The organism is Chryseobacterium sp. UF-290 (assembly GCF_058245615.1).
In genome coordinates, this window is sequence record NZ_JBSICB010000004.1 from 54,474 (window position 1) to 77,688 (window position 23,215).

Genomic DNA, 23,215 nt, shown 5'->3' on the forward strand with positions numbered 1-23,215 from the left:
GAAAAAACAATAAATTTGCAGATTATAGTATTTTTTTAATGAATAAAACAACAGAAAAACAAGAATTATTAGATAAAATCGTTGAAGCTATCCAGGATGTAAAAGGTGAAGATATTATGATCTTCGATCTTTCCAACATCGAAAACTCAGTGGCAGAAACATTCGTGATATGTAGCGGGAACTCAAATACACATGTTGCAGCATTGGCAGGAGGTGTGGAGAAGAAAGTGCGAAATGATCTGAAAGAAAGACCTTGGCATGTGGAAGGTACTGAGAATGCGATGTGGGTACTGGTGGATTATGTTTCAGTGGTGGTTCATATATTTCAAAAACAGGTACGTGAGTACTATGACATAGAAGAGCTTTGGGGTGACGCGGTCATTACCAAAATTGAAAATGAATTATAAAATTTTAAAAAGTATAAATGAATAATAAAGGATTCAACTGGTTCTTTCCTATTGCAATCATAGCTCTTTTGCTATTCTTTGGCTCCAACTTCCTTGGAGGCGATACTGCAAAATCTATTGATGAAGATGGTTTCTTTAGAGAAATGCAGGCGGGGAAAGTCCAGAATATAATTATATACAAAGACATAGAAAAAGCTGATGTTTTCCTTACAAAAGAGGCAAAGTCGGCAGTGGTTACCAAAACAGGCAAAGAAAACAATCCCCTTTCCGCATTCGAAATGGCTCCTAAAGCAGATTATTCTGTGAAATATGGAGATCTGCAGCTTTTCCTTCAGAAATTTGAGCAGATTAAAGCTGAAAATCCGGCAATTAAGACTGCTAAAGACTATGGAGCCGGTAAAAGCCCGTTCATGGACATTTTAGTGTCCGCATTGATCTGGATTGCGATTTTAGGATTGTTCTACTTCCTTCTTTTCAGAAAGATGGGTGGTGGTGGAGGTCCTGGCGGACAAATCTTCTCTATCGGAAAATCTAAAGCCAAGCTTTTTGATGAAAAAGAAAGAATTCAGGTAACATTTAAAGATGTTGCCGGTTTGGAAGGAGCTAAAGAAGAAGTGCAGGAAGTTGTTGATTTCCTGAAAAACTCTGAAAAATATACGAAGCTGGGAGGTAAAATTCCTAAAGGAGTCCTTTTAGTAGGGCCTCCGGGAACCGGTAAAACCCTATTGGCAAAAGCTGTTGCAGGTGAAGCCAAGGTTCCGTTCTTCTCCCTTTCAGGTTCTGATTTTGTAGAAATGTTTGTGGGGGTAGGAGCTTCAAGGGTGAGAGACCTTTTTGCCCAGGCAAAAGCAAAATCTCCTGCGATCATCTTTATCGATGAGATCGATGCCATCGGACGTGCAAGAGGGAAAAACAATTTCTCCGGCGGAAACGATGAAAGAGAAAATACGCTGAACCAGCTTCTTACTGAAATGGATGGTTTCGGAACAGATACGAATGTTATCGTAATGGCGGCTACCAACAGAGCGGATATCCTTGATAAAGCTTTGATGCGGGCAGGACGTTTTGACCGTTCAATTTATGTAGACCTTCCGGAATTACATGAAAGAAGACAGATCCTTGATGTTCACTTAAAGAAGATCAAACTTGATGATAGTGTAGACCGAGACTTTTTAGCAAAACAAACACCAGGTTTCAGTGGTGCGGATATCGCTAATTTGTGTAATGAGGCAGCACTTATTGCAGCAAGAAACAGTCATGAATTTGTAGTGAAGCAGGATTTCCTTGATGCTGTAGACAGAATCATCGGAGGTCTTGAAAAGAAAAACAAAGCGATCAAGCCTTCTGAAAAGAGAAGAATTGCATTCCATGAAGCAGGACACGCTACGGTTTCCTGGCTGACAGAACATGCATCACCGCTGTTAAAAGTGACGATTGTGCCAAGAGGACGTTCTTTGGGAGCAGCATGGTATTTGCCGGAAGAAAGACAGATCACAACAACTGAGCAGTTGCTTGATGAAATGTGTTCCCTTTTAGGCGGAAGAGCAGCAGAACAGGTAGCGTTGGGTGACTATTCAACAGGAGCACAGAATGACCTGGAGAGAGCGTATAAGCAAGCTAATTCAATGGTTACGATATACGGTTTGAGTGATAAAGTAGGACACGTTTCTTATTATGACAGCTCAGGTCAGTCTGATTATTCGTTCTCAAAACCTTATTCTGAAAAAACAGCGGAGATCATTGATGATGAAATTAAAAGATTTGTAAGCGAGCAATATGACAGAGCGATCAAGATCCTGACTGAAAATAAAGATAAGCTGGATGCTCTGGCCAACAAGCTTTTGGAAAAAGAAGTGATCTTCCGTGAAGACCTTGAGGAAATTTTCGGAAAAAGAGCATGGGATCCTGAACTGACAGAGAAGCCCGTTACCAATACGATCCCTGAAAAAGATCAGCCGGAAGTATTGGAAACCCCTCAGACCAAAGATAAAGAAGAAGAAAGCGAAATACAGGCACCAGAAAGCCCGACGCAGCTTTAAGATCCTTCATAAAACAGTATAAATAAAACCTGACAACTTCAAAATTGTCAGGTTTTTTCATATTTAAAGAGATATTTTAGACTCGATTGTAATTTATTTTCTATTTTTGTATAAAGTTGACTAAAAATAGATTAAGTTGAATTTATTCAAGAGGATTGTAAGCAAACTTACCAACCAGCCTGAGGAAGAAGAAAAACAGAGCCTGGAGAAGCTTGGGGATTCGCTGAAAAACGCGGATCTTGACTACAAGTTTGCGCAATTATTTACGCATTCAGGGGGATTTTTTAATTATTGTGCAGATGAGGCGGAGGCTCTACAAACTTTAAATCAAATTATCAAAATAGAAGGTATCGGCAACCTTTTCTGCTGGGACAAAGAACTTCAGAACTTTTTGAACGTTGTGAAAACTTCTTATACTTCAGAATTGGAGCCGTCTAATGATGCGGCTTTCATCACCTGTGAATACCTGATCGCCTATGATGGCAGAATCATGCTTTCACACAATAATATTCTTCATTATCATTCTTCAAGGCTTCCAGATAAAATTATTATCATTGCCAATGTTTCACAGATTGTCAATAACCTGAATGATGCCATGGGGAAAATAAAAAGAAACGGGAATATCAAGAACCTTACTTCCATCAGCGGAAGCCAGTCTAAAATGGACAGTTCTTCCAATTCCAGTACAAAACTGTTTTTATTGCTGCTTGAAGATTAAGCACCCACTTCTAAATTTTAAATTTTGGACAAAAATCTCATTCAAAGAACCATTTCAGGAATAGTCTATGTTGCTATCATTATTCTTTGTTCGACTCCGCTGGGAGCACAACTGATCAACAATATCGCTCCGGGCCTTATCAAACAGCAGTATCTTTATCATGCGTTAATGAGCTTATTGCTGATCGTGGGTACCTGGGAGTGTGTAAAGATCATGAAATTCGGGAAAGGATATGAAAAATGGGTAGTTTATCCGTTGGTGATTTTTATATTTTATATTTTTTCCAAAAGATATTTTAACCACGATTTCTTTTTTGATTTCAGGCTGAGCGAAATTCTTGCTCTTGCCCTTATTGCGATCGCTGTGGTTACTTTGTTCAAATACCCCAGCGAATTATACTTTGACAGCGGGAAACTGATTTTTACCGTTATTTATGTGGCCCTGCCGTTTAGCTTTGCTTTAGGTCTGCCCAAGTTTTCCAGTTATAATGATACCTTTTCTCTGGAGGTTCTTTTCCTGTTCATCCTGATCTGGAGCAGTGATACCTTTGCTTATCTGGTAGGTAAATTCTTTGGTAAACATAAAATGGCCCCTAAGATTTCTCCTAAGAAAACCTGGGAAGGCTATATAGGAGGAGTGATTTTAACATTGGTCTTATCTTATTTTATAGAACACTATCAGCCTCAGCTGAGAGGAAACTGGATATTTGTCGGATTTTTAATAGCTGCCTTTGCCCCGTTAGGAGATTTGGTGGAGAGCCAGCTGAAAAGAAATTTCGGCGTGAAAGACAGTGGAAACATCATTCCCGGACATGGTGGTGTTTTAGACAGACTGGATAGTTTTATTATCTGTGTTCCTGTCGTATATTTGTACTTTATTTTAGAAAAATTTATTTAGTCTCATGAAATTACATAGAGAATCAAAAGGAACGATTACCGTAGCAACGATACTTTTTATTATATTGGGGGCTCTGGCTATTTATTTCCTTAAAATATGGTCCCTGGTGATCATTGCACCATTGCTGATTATTTACTGTCTTATATTCTGGTTTTTCAGAGTTCCTGACCGTACTATTCTTGACCACAGAGAAAATGTGATCGCTCCGGTTGACGGGAAGGTGGTGATGATCAAAGAAGTGGAAGAAGGAGAATTTCTGAAAGAGAAAGCGATCCAGGTTTCGATCTTCATGTCTCCGCTGAATGTGCATATCTGCAGATATCCGGTCTCAGGAAAAGTTGTTTACAAAAAATATCACCCTGGTAAATATCTTGTAGCATGGCATGAAAAGTCTTCTACAGAGAATGAAAGAACAACGGTAGCTGTTGAAACTCAAACGAACCATAAGGTTGTTTTCAGACAGATTGCAGGATATGTGGCGAGAAGGATCGTTTTCTATTGTAATGAAGGAGATCAGGCAAAAGCCGGACATGAGTTCGGATTTATCAAATTCGGTTCGAGAATGGACGTATTCTTACCGCTGGATACCGAAATTATCTGTAAGATCGGTGATATTACCAAAGGTGGCCTTGATGTGATTGCCAAACTGAAGGAAAACTAAACTTTTATTTGATTTAAACGGTGAGGAGAAGGCTGTCTGAGTTTAACTACGCATGCGTAATATTGAGTACTGCCGGATTAAGATTTTCTTGTTCAGATCAATAATTTTGCAGCTACAAAAACGAAGGTTACACATGCTTTTTAAGTTATGTAAATATATAATTGATGATTGAATATGTTTTTTGATTTTCAATATTAATTTTTTTTACCATTAATCATAATTTGTTTAATAATTTAATTTGAATTTTAGTAAATTGTAATTGAAAAACACAAATCATATTCTTTTTAGCGCTGGAAATTACATGCAAACATTTTGTTTTGTGGGTTTTTGTCTTACTTAAAAGCTATTAATATTGGAAAATCTATACTTCCGGTAGTGCAAATCCCAACTTGAGTTTTGTGAAAACGTAAAAAACAGCAAGATGATTTATAAGTTTTTCTTTAAGGTAATCAATGATGAAACGGAGAAAATGGATGATGATTTTGACCGTAATTATCTGAGTCTTATTAACCGGTATTTACTTTTATTGTTCTTTATATTTTTGTTTTATTCTATTTTTATCATCGCTTTTTTCGGAGATATGCTGATTTCAACATTTCTTACGGTGATTACCTTTTTCTGGTTGTTTTTAATGGCTGTCAAAGGAAAAACAAAGCGATTCGGAAAGATTCTAAAAACGGGTATTATTTTTGTATTTGTTCTGCTTACTTTTATTGTGGGATTTTTTAACGTTTATACTTATAAAAATGCAGGCGTAGAGTATTTTTATTTCTGTCTTTTGTTTGCGGTACCGTTTTTCCTGAATTATAAAAAGGATTCTTTTTCAATATTTTTTATTGTTTTCGTTATCAGCATTAATTTTATTGCATTTCTGTATTTTGATTTTGACTTTTTGCCGAAGAGCAGGTTTTTAGAAAAAGATGATTTTAAGATCATAAGATTGCTGAACATTTTATTTTCTATTGCTTCTTTTATGATGGATATTTTTTTTATTACTCAAAAAGATCAGCTGATCAATGGATTGATTATTGAGAAAAAAATGAAGGATTCTACAATAAAAGATCTGGTGAAAACGAATGCCGAGCTCATGAAGCACCAGATGCTTATCAACCACCTTTCTGAAGAGAATATCCAGGAAATTTTAAGTCTCGCAGAAAATAATTCTCCGATGTTTTTTGAAAAATTTCAGGTTTTTTTTCCGCACTTTATCCCGGAGCTTTTAAAGATAAATCCTAATCTTATTCACTCGGAACTGTACTTCTGCGCATTGATGAAGCTTGATTTTGATACAAAGAAAATAGCACAATGTACCAATAACAGCATCCGTGCTGTAGAAAGCAAAAAATACAGGATACGGAAAAAGCTGAATATTTCTTCTGAAATAAACATTAACAGTTTTCTTATCAAAGTTTAAATATGACAATTTCAAGTTTTAATACTTATGCGTAGTTTTGAGGGGCTGGTGATGGTGTTTATTCATTTTGCTGTCAATATTTTTACTTCAAAATATTGCAATGAATATAAAGAATATCCATATTGGAAGTCTGATAAGGACTAAAGTGGAGCAGCAGCAGATTTCAGTAGAAAGAATCACAAAGTTTTTAGGCAGGAGAGAAGATGAAGTGGAAAAGATGTATCAGGAGAAAAGTATTGATACTGATATTCTGTTGAAGTGGTCTAAGCTTTTAAAATTCGATTTCTTCAGATTCTATACCGGTCATCTGATTCTTTATGCGCCCTACTCAAGGGTTGATAATACGATAAAGCAAAACGGAAATACAATGGTTTTTAGGAAAAGCATCTATACGCAGGAAGTGAAGGGCTTTATCATTGAGAAAATAGAGACCAGGACAATGACCATCAGTGAAGTTATTTCCAGATACAAGATTCCCAAAACAACATTACATAAATGGTTGAAAAAGATATAATATGATTCCGGATTACAAACAGATTTATACGGATATACTTCAGGAAAAGTTTCCTGAAAAACTGGATGACAGTACAATAAAGGATAAGCTGAAAACATTGGATTCCGCCATAAGTATTTTGAAATTTAATAGACTTGTTTTCGGTGAACCGGAGTATGCCGTGGAATTTAATAATCAAAGGCTCCGTTCATATGATGAAGAATCTATTGTAGAAATTCTGAGATACCAGAAAAAAAATAATCTTTCCAATATCCAGGTAAGCAATCATTTCAAGATAAGCAGGAACACGATTACCAAATGGAAAGCTATTTTCAAAGTATGATTACTTAAGCATATTATTTTTTGACTAAACAGGATAAGGCGGGTTTTGCTTTGATTTAATGATGCTTTTAATCTTCTCATTGAATTTATTTACTAAGTCAGTCCTGTATAGGTATTTTAAAAGAGTGATAAGATATTGGTGTTTTGTGAGTTTTACTACGCATGCGTAGTATTGCGTAGGACAAATTGATTTGTAATCGCCTGTGGATGATAATTTTGTGTCGGTTAAATGATTTAGTAAAACATTTAATCACTCAACAAATATAACTTATAAATGATGGACACAAAATTAACAATGCCCCTGATCAGAGTTTTACTTATTGCTCTTCTTTCTGCTTTTGGAAAAATTTATTCACAAGCGAATAATGGTGCTGTAGGTATTAATACCTCTTCACCCAATTTAAATTCCGTTCTGGATGTTGTTTCCGGAAATAATAACAAAGGAATACTGATTCCCCGGCTGACTGAAGCACAGCGGAACGCAATCACAATCAATAAACCAACAGATGACGGTTTAACCATTTACAATACCACAGAAGATTGCTTTAATTACTGGAGCTTTGCAGATGACGAATGGAAAAGTGTCTGCGGACAGCTGGGTAAAGCCGTTTTTACGGTAGATTGCTCTGCAGCTAAAGCAATGGGCAGCTATGTAAAAGGTAAAGAGCTCACCAATTCCAACTACCTGAGCATAACGGTCAATGTAACAAAATTAGGTAACTATACGATTTCCGGTACAACGCCGAATGGATATAATTTTTATGGAACGGGAGTGTTTCTCAATACAGGAATACAAACCGTACAGATTCCGGGACAGGGAATCCCTCAGAATGTACAGACTGACAATGTTGCTCTGAATGCAAACGGAACCGATGTTACCTGTACACCTCCGGTTTCTGTCACCGTCCTTAGCCCAGCAGGAGCGTATACCATGAGCTGCGGAAGTGCGACCGTAAATGGGGTCTATAAAGTGGGAACAGCTCTTACCGCTTCCAATACCATTACTTTACCTGTAAATGTTTCAGCATTGGGTAGCTATACTGTTACAACCAATACTGTTGATGGAATTTCTTTCAAAGGTTCGGGAACATTTACCTCTACAGGAAATCAGAATATAACATTAAGCGGTACGGGAACCCCGTCTTCTACATCAGTAAAAACGATTACCATTACTTCTGACAGCCAGGGTGGGGTATCTACAACCTGTTCTGTAAATGTGATCGTGGTAATCCCTAAGAAAACAGTACTTCATATAGGATTAGAAACGGCTTACGGATATAGCGCCTATACAGGTCCTTCCAGAAGCCTGATGGATTCTCCTTCGAATTTTGGAACGACAGCATCAAGTATTGTTAAATATGAAGGCTTTACCCATATCTCTTTAGGGAACTCACCTTCATCAGCAGCCCTTCAAACTGCTCTTAACAATAAACCGGATATCGTGGTGATTGGCTACAGCTATACACCCAATGCTACGGAAGCAGGTTATATAGCCTCTTACCTTAATAAAAAAGGAGTTGTCATTGCTTTAACGGATGATACCGGAACTGCTCAGAACCTGTTCAGAGGAATATTTTCTGATCCTACAATTACAGCTTCTAACGGAGCGGGAGCAGGTTCTGTTTATGCACTTGCCAACTCTGATGACCCGATATTGAACGGCCCTTTTGGAGATGTAAGAGGTAAAAACTGGGGTGAAGATGCTTCTACAACGGTAAATATCTCAGGACTGACCAGCGGCTTCATTCCTTACAGCTATGCGCAGCCTATAAACAGTACTACTTCCAGAACAGGAATTTCAGGGCTTAGAAACAGCAGCTTAAACTTTGTATGGTTTGGTGACGGAGGCTTTTTAAGTAATGAAAACGCTAATGGAAATCAATACAACAGTAATACGATTGAACCTTTTGTGGCTCCAAGTTCAGGAGGATACTTCCCAGTACAGAAATCGGCTTACGGATACGCAGGAAACGGATATTCAGCGGGATCAATGCAGGTACAGAATTCGATACTTTTTGCCAATATGATCGCCTGGGCAATTAAACAGGCAGAATTCAGCGGAATTAATACACAGTGATGAAATTTTAAGTTTTTAAAGAAGGCTCCGGTACGATTATTCGTACCGGAGTTTTTCTATTTGATATATCCTTTAACCTCTTCTGTCAAACGTAGAATAAACTCCACAGGTAGATCTTCCTCCACATCAATTAAAAGGATCTTAAACTTCTTTCTGCCGTCCTGGATCAGTTCCGGATAATCCAGTCTGTCACCGTGATAAAAACTTAGATAATGCTTTTTATATTTCTTGCTGTAATAGAAATAGCACAGCATTTTCTGTTTATACTTGATAAACGGAAGTCCGAAACTGAAGGTTTCCGTAATGTTTTCCGGATCGGAAGCAAGGATCTTTTCGCGTAAAAACAAAAGAGTACTTCTTTCAGGTTCTTCGATTCTGTAGAAATACTCTTGTATAGGATTCATTTTAAAATTAATTAAAAAGATTTAGTCAAAGTTTTGCAGCTCAACAAGTTTGTTATACATGCCTTTTTTAGCAATAAGGTCATGATGGGTTCCCTGCTCAACAATGTCACCTTTTTCCATCACTACGATCCAGTCTGCTTTCTGAATGGTTGAAAGCCGGTGGGCAATAACGAGGGAAGTTCTGTTTTCCATCATTTTTTCCAGAGCATCCTGTACAAATCTTTCAGATTCGGTATCGAGTGCAGAAGTTGCCTCGTCCAGAATCATGATCGGTGGATTTTTCAATACGGCCCTGGCAATGGAAACCCTTTGTTTCTGCCCTCCGGAAAGCTTGTTTCCATCATCCCCGATATTGGTATCATATCCTTCGGAAAGATTGGAAATAAAGTCATCCGCATTAGCAATTTTAGCGGCTTCAACCACTTCTTCTCTGGTCGCATGGGGCTTACCCATCAGGATGTTATTATATACAGAATCATTGAATAGTACAGATTCCTGGGTCACCATACCAAGAAGCTGGCGATATTCCTTTAATTTTAAATGTTTGATATCTGTTCCGTCGATCAGGATCTCCCCTTCCGAAACATCATAGAACCTTGCCAAAAGGTTGGCGATTGTTGTCTTTCCGCTTCCGCTTTGCCCAACCAGAGCAACAGTTTTTCCCTTTGGAATTGTTAAGTTGAAATTTTTAAGGATCAGATTCGCTTTATCATAGTAGAAACCAATGTCTTTAAATTCAATATTATTCTGAAGGGTAGAAATTGAAACAGGTTCCGGCACTTCTTCGATCTTCACATCCGCATCCAGAATCTCCAGAACTCTTTTCAGAGAAGCTTCTCCTTTCTGAACATTAGAAATTGCTGTGGATAAGCTTTTTGCAGGAGGAAGGATCTGGAAGAACATTCCCAGGAATACAAGGAAATCCGCAGGGGAAATACTCTGCTCAACGATAATTTGTTTTCCTCCATACCATGCGATGATCAGGAAGGTAATAGAACCTAAAAATTCGCTCATAGGAGAGGCCAGTTCTTTCTTTCTTCCCAGACTGATAGAGCTTGAGATCCATTTGTTCATAGACTTCATGAATCTGTTGTCCATAATCTTCTCAGCATTGAATATTTTAATAACTTTTGAAGACTTTAAGGTCTCATCTACAATAGAAAAGATGGTTCCCATTTCGTGCTGGGCCTCATGAGAATCTTTTTTAAGGCTTTTTCCTACCAAAGCGATCATCGTTCCCATTACCGGAAGTACCAGAAGGGAAAACAGGGTCATTTCCGGGCTCAGGAAGAATAAAGTGATCAAGGTACTGATCAGCATAAAAGGAGCATTAATCAGTTCAATTAAACTTCCTAAAATATTTCCTTCCACTTCACCTACATCGTTAGACATACGGGACATCAGATCTCCTTTCCTGCTTTCTGTAAAAAATGAAACCGGTAAAGAAAGGATCTTTCTGTACATCGCACCACGAAGGTCTTTGGTAACTCCTACCCGGTAATTGATCAACAGGAAAGATCCAAAATATCTGAATGCATTTCTCAACAGGAACATAAACGCGGTAATGACACACAGCCACGCAAGAACAGTAAGCGCACCGTATTCTCCTACTAAAGTCTGTACATAATAATTGGAATACTCTTTTACATAAGAGAAGAAATCAATGATATCACCCGAATAAACCGGTGGGTTTTCATATTTCTCAGGCTTAATGGTTCCAAACAACATTCCTAAAACCGGTAAAATGGTTCCCAGGGAAGCGATCTGGAATACAGAATACAGAATGTTGAAAAACAAACTTCCGTAGATATATTTTTGATGAGGTCTTGCGAACCTCAAAATTTTCTTATACTCGTTCATTCAGTAATAAAATTGGATAGCAAAATTACGTAAAATTAAAAGATAAGACGTTCTTAATCCCGTTTTACTTTAATGGATATGTTTCAAAATATTTGTTTTTGTTACAAATACCTGTTATTAAATTTAACGTAGGTTGGGATGAGGCATTTTGTTTTGAATTGGATAGGGAAGCTGGAGGCTGAAAGAAGGAAGACCGGGAATAGCTGAAGGTAGGATATAAAAAAACCGCTGAAATAGCGGTTTTTTATTGTGAAGATTAATTAAAATCTTACCTGGTCATTATATTTCGGGGCAAAATTCTTAGGATTGAGTTTTTCCAGAGTTTTTCCGAAGTTATTGATGATCTGGGTCATATTGTTAAAATCAACGATGTTGATATCATCATTTTCGTGGTGGTAGTGTGACGCTTTCGTCATATCAACGGTAGAAAATGAATGGGCGATGATCTTCTTTTTTACAAAGCTTACATTATCAGAACGATAGAACAGCTGCTGTTCCGCATAAGGGTCAGCGTTTATTTTTAATCCGTTTGCCGCATACGTGTTGAAAAGTTCATCAAGATCTGAAAATCCGTCTCCGGTCATATATAGGGCATTCTTTCCCCACTGCGATTCTGTAGCGACCATTTCAAAATTGAAAAGGGCGGTCATGTTATTGTAAATTTTATCCAGATTCTTATCTTCTGAGATCGCTCTTGAGCCCAGCATACCTTTTTCCTCTCCGTTGAAGGCCATGAAAACCATGGAGAAATCAGGTTTTTTATTTTTAAAATAATCGGCAATTCCTACCAGAGTTGTAATTCCGCTGGCATCATCATCTGCTCCGTTATAGATATTGTCTCCGCTTTTATCACTGGTGCCGATGTGGTCAAAATGTCCTGAGAATCCTAAATATTTATCGGATTTTCCTTTTTTGACACCGCATACGTTATAGGCTTTTTTACCTTTATATTCAAAAGGAATCAGATAAGAGTTTCCTGTACAGTACTCAAGATTATTTTCCTTGAAGAGCGCTGCTATATAATGGGCTGCATTTTCATTTTCAGGGGTCCAGATTTCACGTCCTTTCATTTCATCGGATGCCAGTGTGGAAAGTACGGTTGTCACTCTTTCTTTTGAAACCTCCTGTGCAAATGTAAATATTGAGAAAAGGGATAAAGTAAGATAAGTTAGCTTTTTCATTGTCTTTTATTAAAAGTTACTATGATCTGTCGTGCTTTTTACTAAAAAGTTGCATGAAGTTACATAAATTAATTCATCTGTGAGAAAAGACCGTACACATGAATCTGTCTTAAAGTTGTGGAAAGTGAATTTTAATCTGATTTCAGGTAATGATATTTTTGTAAGCGCAAATATTCATCCTGATGATGCAATGTTTTGAGGAGGTTAAGTTGCTTGCTGATCTTTCTTTTAATAAAAACATTCAATATTTACTTGGGAAAATATAGAAGGGTGTCTGATCAATAAAAAACAGCTCCTGAAAAGAAGCTGTTCTCACTCAAAAAATCGTTGTAAGGCTATCGGAGTCTGTCTACAGATTTTACGAGCCTCTCATCTTTGCGGATGTAAACGTTTGCAATAAGCAGACAGATCACCGCAATCAATGGGAAAACTGGCTCAATACCCTTCTCAGGAAACTGAATTCCTCCGGATAAGTTTAGTAACCAGTACGCCAATACACCAATCAACAAAGCGTTTATAATGATGCTGATGGTATTCAGCAAAATTTGTCTTTTTCTGTTCCTGAAACTGAAAATACTTAATGCTCCAACAATTACAAGCACTATACATCCGATATTAAGCAAAGGAATACTGTCGGAAATGACAACATCCTGTCCTGTTATAAATAGAAAGACAGCAGCTAAAACTGCTAATAAAGTCCATATAGTTTGTATTCTCTGTAGCATTGAATATTAAATTCTTGGCAAAAATAACATAAATTTTGCACAATTCAAAAATAAGTGTAGATTTGCATTATACAATGTACTTGAAAACCAAAGTCACCGGACTTACTTTTCTTACTCACAATTAATTACATTTTTACATTAAATATGTTTAACATAGAAACGTTAAGGTCAAAATCCGTAACGGAACTGACTAAAATCTTAAAAGATTTGGGCGTTAAAGTTGCAAGAAACAGCAATGAAAATGACAAGATCTTTGCTATTCTTGACTTTCAGGCTTCTAACCCTAAAGTTGCAAAAGATTATTTCAACGCCACAGAAACCAGTGCTAATACCGAAGAGGCTCCAGCAGAAAACCCTGCTAAAGCCCCGGTCAAAAGAACTGCTCCTAAAAAACCTGCAGCCAAGCCAAAAGTAAATACAAAAGCACAGGCAGAACCCAAAGCAGAGGAAAAAGTAGAAGAAAAGGTGCCGGATTCTGAAGAAATAAAACAGGAAGAGCCCCAAGCTGAAACAGCAGCAGCAACAGAAGAAGCCTCTGCAGCAGCTTCAGCCAAAAAGAAAAGAAAAAGAGTTTCTACCAATGCAGGTAATACTGAAGTAATTCAGGAAAAAGCAGAAACTCCTAAAAACACAGAATCCCAAGAGCCTGCCCAGGCAGAAGAAAAGCCTAGTATTCCTCAACAACCACAGGCTAACAGATCCCAAAAAGGACACAACCATCCACAGAACGGTGGAAACCAACATAAAAACCAAAATCAAAACCAGCATCAGCATCAAAACCAGAATCAGAACAGAAATTCTGAAAAGGCGGAAGAGCAGCAGCAAGACCATAAAAAAGAATTCAGTTTCGATGGAATGGTAAGCATTGAAGGAGTATTGGAAATATTACCGGATAACTACGGATTCCTGCGTTCTTCAGACTTCAGCTACATTTCCTCCCCTGATGATGTATATGTCTCTACTGCTCAGATCAGAAATTTTGGTTTAAAAACAGGAGATACAGTTAAAGGAATTGTAAGACTTCCAAAAGAAGGCGAAAAATATTTTTCATTACTTAAACCTACAGAAGTTAACGGACGTGACCTTGCATTCATCAAGGACCGTGTTGCTTTTGAATATCTGACTCCGCTTTTCCCTGAAGAGAAATTCAATCTTGCAGGAAGCGGTTCTACCGTTTCCACGAGAATTGTAGATCTGTTTGCTCCGATTGGTAAAGGACAGAGAGCAATGATCGTTGCTCAGCCTAAAACAGGTAAAACCATGTTGCTTAAAGATATTGCCAATTCTATTGCAGCCAATCATCCCGAAGTATATATGATGGTTCTTCTGATCGATGAACGTCCGGAAGAAGTTACCGATATGGAAAGAAGCGTGAATGCGGAAGTTATTGCCTCTACATTTGATGAAGCCGCTGAAAAGCATGTGAAAGTAGCCAATCTTGTTCTTGCAAAAGCCCAGAGAATGGTAGAATGCGGACATGACGTAGTGATCCTGCTGGATTCGATTACAAGACTGGCCAGAGCATACAATACTGTAACTCCGGCTTCAGGAAAAGTTCTTTCCGGTGGGGTGGATGCTAATGCGCTTCACAAACCGAAAAGATTCTTCGGAGCTGCAAGAAAGATCGAAGGAGGAGGATCTCTGACGATCATTGCAACGGCACTTATCGATACAGGTTCTAAAATGGACGAAGTGATCTTTGAAGAATTCAAAGGTACAGGTAATATGGAGCTTCAGCTGGACAGAAAAATTGCCAACAGAAGAATTTATCCTGCCATTGACCTTGTGTCGTCAAGTACCCGTAGAGATGATCTTCTTCTTGATGAGGTTACTTCCCAGAGAATGTGGATTCTGAGAAAGTATCTTTCTGAAATGAATCCTGTGGAAGCAATGGAATTTGTGGATAAAAACATCAAAGGAACCCTAAACAATGAGGAGTTCCTGATGTCTATGAATAAATAATAAATTAAATTGTTAATACCCGGGCTTCTATACTTTGAAATAAGGATGTAACAAATCCTCAAATTTATAGAAGCCCGGCTTTTTATTGATAAGATGCTCTGCGGCAAACAATGCTCCGTTACCAAAAGCATCCCTTGAGATTGACTCATGAATGAGCCTTACTGTCTGGAATGGGAAGCCAAAAATAACTTCATGTTTTCCCACAATTCCGCCGGCTCTGATCGTATTTATTTTTTCATCTTTTACATCCAGTACATCCGCAATGCGGATCGCTGTTCCTGAAACTCCCTGTTTTTCTTTAAAATGCTCTTCCACAATCTCTATATCTACCGAAGGGGCAATCTTTTTTAAGAACTGAGCGGCATACAGCAAATAATTGATGCCCAAAGTAATATTTGGAGACCAGAATACTGTAGCCTTCTTGGCCAGTTTATTGAGAAAACGTACTTCTTTATCAGAATAATGGGATATTGCTGAAATGATTTTTACTTTCTTTTGAGCAGCAGACTCTCCGTAAGTATAAATTCCTTCCTGAGATGAAAAATCAATAATAGCATCTACAGGATGTTCTTCCAGTAATTCTTCTACACTTAATTTATTCTCTGAATAAAAATGACCGGGATCATCGCTTTCAACTCCCAGGAAATCAGCGGCACTAGCGGTTGATCTATTTGATTTTCTGTAAATCCACTGCAGTGAGTGATCCTTATGTTGAAGAATAACTGACGCTACCGCCTTTCCTGCTTTTCCAAATCCAAAAAGTCCAATTTTCATAATAAAAATATTTAAAGTTAAACATTCAGTGAGAGAAGCGTTTTCCTATAAAATTTGCTTCATTTCGGGTAAGTTACGAAATTGAAAATAAAGTATGTTTTGAATAGTTGTTGAATGAGATAAGGCTTAGAAGATAGATTTAATTTTCACGGAAGTAAAATTATTTAAAATTTAATTCATTCTAAATCAATATATCAATGTTAAAGATTTATTAAAGTAATCCCCAATCTTTGATAATCCCTTAAATATTGGCTAATTTTGAAGTATAACATTAAAAATAAAGATTATGTCATTTGAATTACCAAAACTAGGATATGCATACGATGCATTAGAACCTACTATCGATGCAAGAACTATGGAAATCCACTATACGAAACACCACCAGGCGTATATTGACAATTTAAATAAAGCGATCGAGGGAACTGAATTGGCTGGGAAAACGATCGAAGAGATCTGCCAGACAGGAACTGATAAGCCAGCAGTAAGAAATAACGGAGGAGGTCACTTCAACCACTCTTTATTCTGGGAAATTTTAACTCCGGGAGGAAGCAAAGAGCCTGTAGGAAATGTAAAAGCTGCTATCGAAAACTATGGAGGCTTTGAAAAATTCAAAACTGATTTTTCTGAAGCTGCCAAAACAAGATTCGGTTCAGGATGGGCTTGGTTGGTAAAGAATGCTGACGGATCCGTATCTGTTTCTTCTACTCCAAACCAGGATAACCCGTTAATGCCTGTAGCAGACGTCAAAGGAACTCCTGTTTTAGGATTAGACGTTTGGGAGCACGCTTATTACTTAAACTACCAAAACAGAAGGCCTGACTATGTTTCTGCATTCTTCGATGTAGTAAACTGGGATAAAGTAGAGGAATTATTCAACAAATAATTTTCAGCTATTATAAAAATAAAAAAGGTTCAGAGTATTCTGGACCTTTTTTATTAGATGGAGATTGTATCTATCTTATGGCGTCACTTCCGGACAGCCCACTCATTCTTAATTTGTATTTCCAGCTTACATAAGCGAAGACCTGGTACAATTTATACTCAAACTTTATCCCATAATTTTCTTTGGGGTCATAGTCAATTCGCGATTCTATGATATTCCTGTACTTTCCTGAATTGTAATAGCTATTCCATTCATTGACTAAAAATGTATTTTTAGCTTTCAGATAAGCCTCGGAATATTGGCTGATAGGTTTGGCAATGGCATTCAAAAAATAATCAAACTGGGTATCGATCACAATAAGGTCCCATTCTCCGTCCTCATTTTTAGAGGGCTTCATTTCGGATTTTTCTTTTTCACTCTTAGGGCGGGTCTGTGCAGAGCAGCTAAAGGGAAGAAGAATTACAGATAATAATAAAATTAAGTTTTTCATACTCATAAAGTTACATAAAAAAGGCACTCATTTGAGTGCCTTAATCTTTATGGTTCTTTCTGGAGAACTACAAATGCGGGGAAGTGGTCACTATAGCCGCCTGTAAACTGATCTCCGTTCCAGGATCTGAAAGGGTATCCTTTGTAATTTCCTTCTTTATTGACCAGATAAGCCGGAGCATAGATTTCGGTCTTATACACGGAATATTCTTTTGTGACCTGATCAGAAATTAAGTTTTTAGAAACAATGATCTGATCAAATAAATTCGGGGCATCCTGATAGGCTAAAGAAGCCACTCCTTTTTTGTATAAAGGATACATCAGGTTGAGATAAGGCTTTTCTTCGCTTAAGTCTTTTGGGCTGGCCTGCGCTTTCAAATGGTTTTTCAAGCTTGAGCTTACAGGATCATCGTTAAAGTCTCCCATTGCAAAAAGCTTTGTCGTTGGATCTGCAGCTCTTACACTGTCCATCTGTTGCTTTAATAGGGCAGCTGCGGCATTTCTTTTAGGTAAAGAAATTGCTTCTCCTCCTCTTCTTGAAGGCCAGTGATTCATGAAAAATGCTACCTTTTCATTATCTAAAAACCCTGTTACCACCAGGATATCTCTGGTATACTCTCTTCTTCCGTTATCACCGTAAATTTTCAGTTCTTTTTTCAATGAATTGGTTGGGGTAAACCTTCTTTTCTGGTAGATCAGTGCAACGTCAATTCCTCTGTAGTCATAAGAATTGTAGTGAATGATTCCGTAGTCATATTTTTTTAAGGCTGGTTCATTGATGAGATCTTCAATCACCTGTCTGTTTTCAACCTCGATCAGACCTACCACAGCAGGAGCGGTTTTGGTATATTGTGCCCCAAGCTCAGAAATTACTTTCGCTTCGTTGGCAAGTTTAGCTTTATAGATTTTAGTGCCGTAGTTCTTTGCGCTTTTGGGAGTAAATTCTTCAGATCCGCTCTGTTCTCTTACTACTTTTTTTCCGATTAAAGCACCGTCACTCCATGGGCCGTCATATTTTTCGGCTTCCAGAAACTTGATAGAATCAATAGGAATGCTTCTGTGAAAAGCGGGATTCTTGATATCTTTAGTTCCGTCAATATAATCTGCTGAGCGAATAGTGTCCCAAAGGTTTTCTACGTTCAAAAAACCTACTGTGGCTACTTTTCTCAGTTTTCCCTGTTGTTGTGAGAATGCCATGATTGAAAAAAAGATGGCAAACAGAATCGAAAATCTCTTCATTCTCTTTAGCGTTATTATTAATATTATTTAATCTACAAATTTACTTTTATTTTAATTTACTGCATTTTAAATATTTGTAAATTTATATGCATTAATCTGAACATTTTTTATATAATGATTCTTAAAAGTTTGCAATGTTAAGAAAAAATAACGTTAAAAAAGTGGTGGATTATAAAATTTGACTAAATTTGTGCCCCCAACTTTTAAACTGTTGAGAATTAACAAGAAAAGTATTTAAAAAAATAAATATACTCATGATTAAAAAACTATCATTAATCTCTTTATTCACTTTGCTGCCTGCGTCCTATTATTTTGCGCAGACTACAGTGTTTGCGTATCTTAAGGATGCGGACGGAAAACCTGTTGAGCAGGCAAATGTGGATTTAAAAGGAGCAGGAAATGATGTAAAGGCGGACAAAATCGGTTACTTCCAGTTTGCAGATTTGATGCCGGGACATTATCAGATTATGGTTACAAAATCAAATTTTGAAACTAAAATTTTTGAATTTGACGTAACTAGTAATGAGAAAAGAAAAGATCTTGGAGTAATTACTCTTTATTCTGCATTAAATGGTGCAGATCAGGGCTTGGCTATCGTTGAGGATTCAGGAGAAAGCGATGGCGGAGGCGCTCAGCAGACTGCAACAGTAGGATTGCTTCAGTCTTCCCAGGATGTATTCAGTAGAATTGCTAGTTTTGATTTAGGACCATACTGGTTCCGTCCAAGAGGTATCGACAGCAGGACCGGAGAGAATATGATCAACGGGATTTCTATGGCTGGGGCAGATAACGGAGACGTAGACTTCAGTACATGGGGGGGATTGAATGAAATTACCCGTTATCCGGAAATCGCTGCTAACCATGCCCCTTCTGAATATGCTTTCGGAGGAATTACCGGTGTATTTTATAAAAATACGAAAGCCAGTGAGTATAGAAAAGGGAGTCAATTGACATACTCTCTTACTAACAGAAACTATAACAACAGATTATCTTACAGATTCTCTTCCGGAATGAATAAGAACGGATGGGCATTCACAGGGATGATCGCAAGAAGATGGGCACAGGAAGGAATACAGGACGGTACTTCTTATGATGCATACAGTGGATATATTGGGGTTGAGAAGAAATTCAGTGATAGCCATACCATGACCTTCAATGCTATCGGTTCTAAATATGCAAGAAGCTCGTCAAGTCCGAGTACCCAGGAAGTATATGACTTCAGAGGAGTACATTACAACTCCTATTGGGGATGGCAAGGCGGAGAAAAAAGAAATGAAAGGGTGAAAAGAGGCTTCCAGCCAATGCTTCAATTACAGGATTTCTGGAAAATCAATAAAAACTCTCAATTATGGACATCCGTTTCTTACCAGTTTGGTAAAGAATACAGTTCAAGACTGGACTGGTACAGAGCCAATAACCCGTCACCAACCTATTACCGTAATCTGCCAAGTTATTGGTTAAATTATACGAATCCTGCTCCGGAGCAGGCTGCTAATATAGACATCACCAGAGACTGGTGGACGAATGATGATCAGTCACATACACAGATCAACTGGGACAACCTTTATAATGCCAACAGAAACGTAGAATACAATTCTGTACTTGGTGGAAGAAGAGCTGCCTACTATCTGGTTGATGATGTAAAAGATGACAAGGTATGGAACGCATCTGCTCATTATACTTATAACTTTACTGATACTTCCCGTTTTATTTTAAACGTATCTTACCAAAACTACAGATCTGAGCAATACAGAGAGGTTAATGACCTGTTAGGAGCTGATTTTGCACTGAACATGGACCCATTTGCTTCAAATACAGATGCAGGCAGCGTATGGGGGAAATTTAACAAAAGGGAAAGCGATACTGATGTTGCAAAAAGAGAAGGTGACAGAATTGGGTATAGCTATATTTTCAAAAGACAGGAAATGAAAGTAAATCCTGCATTTAAATTCGCAACAGGGAAATTTGATGTATTTGTTTCCGGATTCTTTGGATTTACCAATAACAGCAGAGAAGGGCAGTTCCAACATTATCTGTATGAATCCTCTTATGGAAAAGGAGAGGATAAAAACTTCTGGAATGCGGGTATCAAAGGTCAGGTTACCTATAAGATCAATGGTAGAAACTTCCTTGTTTATAACGGAGCTTACTTTTCACAGTCTCCTTTCTTAAATGATATTTATTTTAATACAAGAGTAAGTGGAGTTACCACTCCGGGAATCAAGAATGTTGTTATTGATGCTAATGATTTGAGCTATGTAGTATCTACTCCGATCGTTAAGCTTAGATTGACAGGTTATCTTGTTAATACTCAAAATGAAACAAGTGTACAGAGATATTTCGCACAGGGAATTAAGCTGACGACCCTTACTGAAAGCGGTGATCAGGCTCCTATCCAGGATGGTGCTTTCATCACTCAGGTATTGGCTGGTGCCAACAAGAGAAATATGGGAGTAGAGCTTGGAGCCCAGGTGAAACTTACTCCTACGTTAACGGCTAGCGGATTGTTAAGTGTAGGACAATATACCTATACCAATAATCCTACGGTTTATTTTGCATCTGATGCTGTTGGAACATTCAGGGAACTGGACGGAAACGGAAACATTGTATCAAGATCTTATACCAACATGGGAGAGGCTACCCTTAAAAATTACAGACAGGGAGGGACTCCTCAGGAAGCCTATACTTTAGGTCTTCGATACAGCAGTCCTAAGTACTGGTGGCTGGGGGCAACCTGGAATTACTTTGGGCATTCATTCCTAGACCCATCTCCGGTAACCAGAACGGCTAGATTTTATACCAACCCTAATACACCGGGAGTTCCTTATGATAGTGTAACTGAAGAAGAGCTGGCAAGAGTTCTTACTCCTACAAAATTACCTTCGGCATTCTTCTTCAATGTGAACGCAGGTAAATCCTGGCTGATTGGTAAATATTATGTATTGCTGTCTGCATCTGTCAACAATATCCTTAATAACAGAAATTATATTACAGGAGGATTTGAGCAGACAAGAAACGTTAACTATACTGACTATGCTAACGATTATGACAGCGGAAACATGGTTTTTGCTCCTAAATATTGGTATAACCAGGGTAGATCTTATTTTGTTAACCTTCAATTCAGATTCTAAAAAATTAAATTTAAAATAGAAAGCAATGAAAAATATATATTTTAAGGCGGCGATCTTTAGTGCCATTTCCATGTTGACGTTTTCGTCTTGTGTAAAGTCCGATGATTATGATGTGCCGGAAATCCAGTGTTCTAACAAGTTCAGTGCAGCCAATCACCAATTATCAGAACTTGCAGCTATTGCAAAGCCTAAACCTACGGATGCTGATATCATTAAAGAAGATTTCATCGTTGAAGCTTACGTTTCTTCGAGTGATGAATCCAGTAACATTTACAAAATGATGTTCCTTCAGGATAAGCCTGAAAATCCAACACAGGGTATTGAGATTGATATTGACGGAGGTAACCAGTACCTTGATTTCCCAACAGGAGCTTTGGTTAGAATCAACCTGAAAGGTCTGATCGTTCAGGCTTCCAATGGAAACATCAAAGTAGGTTCTTATGATCCTAATTACTCTGTGGGAAGAATTAACCCGAATAAGATTTCAAACTATATGGCAAGAGTTTGTGACGGACAGAAGCCTATAGTAGCTGTAATAAAACCATTGGAATTCAACAGCATTGCTGATGCTCTTAAAGATGGAGCACACATCAACCAGCTTGTAAAAATTAAAAATGTTCAGTTTGAAGAAAGTGAACTGATAAAGAATTTTGCTGATGAATCAGCGACAGGAGACCGTTATATTACAGATAAAAAAGGTGCAAGATTAGATCTTCGTTTTAGCAACTTTGCAACATTTGGTAAATCTCCTATCTCTCCTAAATATGAAAAAAGCGGTGATATCGTTCTTCTTTTAAGCCGTTATACTACCCCAAGTAACCCTACAAGTCCAACGTTTACAGAGCAGGCATACATCAGGAATCTGGATGATATCAACTTCCCGAACGAAAGATTTAATCCGGGAGAACCGGAAGCTCCGGCTGCTGATGCCGTAAATCTTTTTGCAGGATCTGATTTTGAAGACTGGGCATCTTTCCTATCAAGTTTAAATAGCTTTGGGCTTATCTCTTATGCATCTCAAGGTATTAATTTAGGGTATAACGACACAAATTCCCTTCAGATTAAAGGTACACCTGCCGGTAATGACTATGTATTTACATCAGCTGCTGCATCAGGAATACCGGCTACGCCTAAGAGAATCACTATGTATATTAAAGGTACTGCAACAGGAAAATCACTTTCTTTCAACGTATATAAAACCGGAGGAGGTTTCTATGTATTTAACCTGGGAACATTCAGTACAGGTGCAACTTTAGGGGTAGAAAGTACTAACTCATACAACGGATCCATCAATACAAACGGACAATGGAGATTGGTTGAGCTTACTCTAACAGGTCTTACAGATATTAATACAACAGCTGGAAAAGATATGTTCGCTATTAAAACAGGAAAAGACGGAGTATATGACCTTCAGATTGATAACATCAAGATTGAGTAATACATTTAGGTATTTTTTTTATTAAAGACTACTGATTGGTCATAAATAAAAAGGCTGTCTTCAATTTTGAAGACAGCCTTT

Annotated in this window: 20 protein-coding genes; 13 read left to right on the top strand and 7 right to left on the bottom strand. The window is 37.8% G+C overall.

Going from position 1 to position 23,215, the window contains the following annotated elements; all coding sequences use genetic code 11:
- Positions 1-38 precede the first annotated feature (38 nt).
- The 9 genes from rsfS (at position 39) to AC4IF5_RS05815 (ending at position 9,048) form a co-directional block, all read left to right on the top strand.
- The gene (rsfS, locus tag AC4IF5_RS05775) at positions 39-407 is read left to right on the top strand and encodes a ribosome silencing factor (protein ID WP_490732534.1); all 369 of its coding nucleotides are present in this window, start codon (positions 39-41) and stop codon (positions 405-407) included.
- A gap of 17 nt (positions 408-424) precedes the next feature.
- The gene (gene ftsH, locus AC4IF5_RS05780) at positions 425-2,446 is read left to right on the top strand and encodes an ATP-dependent zinc metalloprotease FtsH (RefSeq protein ID WP_490732536.1); all 2,022 of its coding nucleotides are present in this window, start codon (positions 425-427) and stop codon (positions 2,444-2,446) included.
- A gap of 136 nt (positions 2,447-2,582) precedes the next feature.
- Positions 2,583-3,164, top strand: coding sequence for an LUD domain-containing protein (locus AC4IF5_RS05785; protein ID WP_490732538.1), 582 nt, complete (start codon positions 2,583-2,585; stop codon positions 3,162-3,164).
- A 24-nt stretch (positions 3,165-3,188) separates the two neighbouring features.
- Entirely contained in the window at positions 3,189-4,061 is an 873-nt protein-coding gene (locus AC4IF5_RS05790) for a phosphatidate cytidylyltransferase (protein WP_490732540.1), read from the top strand.
- A 4-nt stretch (positions 4,062-4,065) separates the two neighbouring features.
- Complete coding sequence (locus AC4IF5_RS05795; protein ID WP_490732542.1) at positions 4,066-4,722, top strand: phosphatidylserine decarboxylase family protein; 657 nt, start codon at positions 4,066-4,068, stop codon at positions 4,720-4,722.
- A gap of 421 nt (positions 4,723-5,143) precedes the next feature.
- A complete protein-coding gene (locus AC4IF5_RS05800) occupies positions 5,144-6,136 on the top strand; it encodes a helix-turn-helix transcriptional regulator (protein WP_490732544.1) in 993 nt (330 codons plus the stop codon).
- Between the two features lie 100 nt (positions 6,137-6,236).
- The gene (locus AC4IF5_RS05805) at positions 6,237-6,650 is read left to right on the top strand and encodes a transposase (protein ID WP_490732546.1); all 414 of its coding nucleotides are present in this window, start codon (positions 6,237-6,239) and stop codon (positions 6,648-6,650) included.
- Position 6,651: 1 nt separating this feature from the next.
- A complete protein-coding gene (locus AC4IF5_RS05810; protein ID WP_490732548.1) occupies positions 6,652-6,972 on the top strand; it encodes a helix-turn-helix domain-containing protein in 321 nt (106 codons plus the stop codon).
- 276 nt (positions 6,973-7,248) lie between these two features.
- Positions 7,249-9,048: a phage tail-like protein gene (locus AC4IF5_RS05815; RefSeq protein WP_490732550.1), complete on the top strand. Its 1,800-nt coding sequence runs from the start codon at positions 7,249-7,251 to the stop codon at positions 9,046-9,048.
- A gap of 56 nt (positions 9,049-9,104) precedes the next feature.
- Here AC4IF5_RS05815 and AC4IF5_RS05820 read toward each other — a convergent pair whose 3' ends face one another.
- The 4 genes from AC4IF5_RS05820 to AC4IF5_RS05835 form a co-directional block, all read right to left on the bottom strand.
- Entirely contained in the window at positions 9,105-9,452 is a 348-nt protein-coding gene (locus AC4IF5_RS05820; RefSeq protein ID WP_490732552.1) for a DUF1801 domain-containing protein, read from the bottom strand.
- A 21-nt stretch (positions 9,453-9,473) separates the two neighbouring features.
- Positions 9,474-11,312, bottom strand: a complete 1,839-nt coding sequence (locus tag AC4IF5_RS05825) for an ABC transporter ATP-binding protein (RefSeq protein WP_490732554.1) — start codon at positions 11,310-11,312, stop codon at positions 9,474-9,476.
- 260 nt (positions 11,313-11,572) lie between these two features.
- Positions 11,573-12,493, bottom strand: a complete 921-nt coding sequence (locus AC4IF5_RS05830) for a M28 family metallopeptidase (protein ID WP_490732556.1) — start codon at positions 12,491-12,493, stop codon at positions 11,573-11,575.
- 335 nt (positions 12,494-12,828) lie between these two features.
- The gene (locus AC4IF5_RS05835) at positions 12,829-13,218 is read right to left on the bottom strand and encodes a DUF4293 family protein (RefSeq protein ID WP_490732558.1); all 390 of its coding nucleotides are present in this window, start codon (positions 13,216-13,218) and stop codon (positions 12,829-12,831) included.
- A 144-nt stretch (positions 13,219-13,362) separates the two neighbouring features.
- On the opposite strand from AC4IF5_RS05835, the gene rho reads away from it, so the two are divergent.
- Entirely contained in the window at positions 13,363-15,180 is a 1,818-nt protein-coding gene (gene rho / locus AC4IF5_RS05840; protein WP_490732560.1) for a transcription termination factor Rho, read from the top strand.
- 27 nt (positions 15,181-15,207) lie between these two features.
- On the opposite strand, the gene AC4IF5_RS05845 is transcribed toward rho, so the two are convergent.
- Positions 15,208-15,954, bottom strand: a complete 747-nt coding sequence (locus AC4IF5_RS05845) for a 4-hydroxy-tetrahydrodipicolinate reductase (protein WP_490732562.1) — start codon at positions 15,952-15,954, stop codon at positions 15,208-15,210.
- Between the two features lie 286 nt (positions 15,955-16,240).
- Here AC4IF5_RS05845 and AC4IF5_RS05850 point away from each other — a divergent pair, with 286 nt between their 5' ends.
- On the top strand, positions 16,241-16,837 hold the full coding sequence (locus tag AC4IF5_RS05850) for a superoxide dismutase (RefSeq protein WP_490732564.1): 597 nt from the start codon (positions 16,241-16,243) through the stop codon (positions 16,835-16,837).
- Between the two features lie 70 nt (positions 16,838-16,907).
- Here AC4IF5_RS05850 and AC4IF5_RS05855 read toward each other — a convergent pair whose 3' ends face one another.
- Together AC4IF5_RS05855 and AC4IF5_RS05860 are read right to left on the bottom strand one after the other, a co-directional pair.
- Entirely contained in the window at positions 16,908-17,327 is a 420-nt protein-coding gene (locus tag AC4IF5_RS05855) for a DUF6146 family protein (protein ID WP_490732566.1), read from the bottom strand.
- Between the two features lie 47 nt (positions 17,328-17,374).
- Positions 17,375-18,565, bottom strand: a complete 1,191-nt coding sequence (locus AC4IF5_RS05860; protein WP_490732568.1) for an endonuclease/exonuclease/phosphatase family protein — start codon at positions 18,563-18,565, stop codon at positions 17,375-17,377.
- Positions 18,566-18,819: 254 nt separating this feature from the next.
- Between AC4IF5_RS05860 and AC4IF5_RS05865 the strand changes: the two genes are divergently transcribed.
- Complete coding sequence (locus AC4IF5_RS05865; RefSeq protein ID WP_490732570.1) at positions 18,820-21,696, top strand: carboxypeptidase regulatory-like domain-containing protein; 2,877 nt, start codon at positions 18,820-18,822, stop codon at positions 21,694-21,696.
- Between the two features lie 25 nt (positions 21,697-21,721).
- Positions 21,722-23,134 (top strand): DUF5689 domain-containing protein, encoded by a 1,413-nt coding sequence (locus AC4IF5_RS05870; RefSeq protein WP_490732572.1) that lies wholly within the window; start codon positions 21,722-21,724, stop codon positions 23,132-23,134.
- The last annotated feature ends 81 nt before the right edge of the window (positions 23,135-23,215 follow it).

Bases quoted from the DNA above. Each gene is read 5' to 3' on its own strand.
- rsfS (WP_490732534.1), top strand. From the start codon at position 39: ATGAATAAAACAACAGAAAAACAAGAATTATTAGATAAAATCGTTGAA.
- ftsH (WP_490732536.1), top strand. From the start codon at position 425: ATGAATAATAAAGGATTCAACTGGTTCTTTCCTATTGCAATCATAGCT.
- AC4IF5_RS05795 (WP_490732542.1), top strand. From the start codon at position 4,066: ATGAAATTACATAGAGAATCAAAAGGAACGATTACCGTAGCAACGATA.
- AC4IF5_RS05800 (WP_490732544.1), top strand. From the start codon at position 5,144: ATGATTTATAAGTTTTTCTTTAAGGTAATCAATGATGAAACGGAGAAA.
- AC4IF5_RS05805 (WP_490732546.1), top strand. From the start codon at position 6,237: ATGAATATAAAGAATATCCATATTGGAAGTCTGATAAGGACTAAAGTG.
- AC4IF5_RS05810 (WP_490732548.1), top strand. From the start codon at position 6,652: ATGATTCCGGATTACAAACAGATTTATACGGATATACTTCAGGAAAAG.
- AC4IF5_RS05815 (WP_490732550.1), top strand. From the start codon at position 7,249: ATGGACACAAAATTAACAATGCCCCTGATCAGAGTTTTACTTATTGCT.
- AC4IF5_RS05820 (WP_490732552.1), bottom strand. From the start codon at position 9,452: ATGAATCCTATACAAGAGTATTTCTACAGAATCGAAGAACCTGAAAGA.
- AC4IF5_RS05825 (WP_490732554.1), bottom strand. From the start codon at position 11,312: ATGAACGAGTATAAGAAAATTTTGAGGTTCGCAAGACCTCATCAAAAA.
- AC4IF5_RS05830 (WP_490732556.1), bottom strand. From the start codon at position 12,493: ATGAAAAAGCTAACTTATCTTACTTTATCCCTTTTCTCAATATTTACA.
- AC4IF5_RS05835 (WP_490732558.1), bottom strand. From the start codon at position 13,218: ATGCTACAGAGAATACAAACTATATGGACTTTATTAGCAGTTTTAGCT.
- rho (WP_490732560.1), top strand. From the start codon at position 13,363: ATGTTTAACATAGAAACGTTAAGGTCAAAATCCGTAACGGAACTGACT.
- AC4IF5_RS05845 (WP_490732562.1), bottom strand. From the start codon at position 15,954: ATGAAAATTGGACTTTTTGGATTTGGAAAAGCAGGAAAGGCGGTAGCG.
- AC4IF5_RS05850 (WP_490732564.1), top strand. From the start codon at position 16,241: ATGTCATTTGAATTACCAAAACTAGGATATGCATACGATGCATTAGAA.
- AC4IF5_RS05855 (WP_490732566.1), bottom strand. From the start codon at position 17,327: ATGAAAAACTTAATTTTATTATTATCTGTAATTCTTCTTCCCTTTAGC.
- AC4IF5_RS05860 (WP_490732568.1), bottom strand. From the start codon at position 18,565: ATGAAGAGATTTTCGATTCTGTTTGCCATCTTTTTTTCAATCATGGCA.
- AC4IF5_RS05865 (WP_490732570.1), top strand. From the start codon at position 18,820: ATGATTAAAAAACTATCATTAATCTCTTTATTCACTTTGCTGCCTGCG.
- AC4IF5_RS05870 (WP_490732572.1), top strand. From the start codon at position 21,722: ATGAAAAATATATATTTTAAGGCGGCGATCTTTAGTGCCATTTCCATG.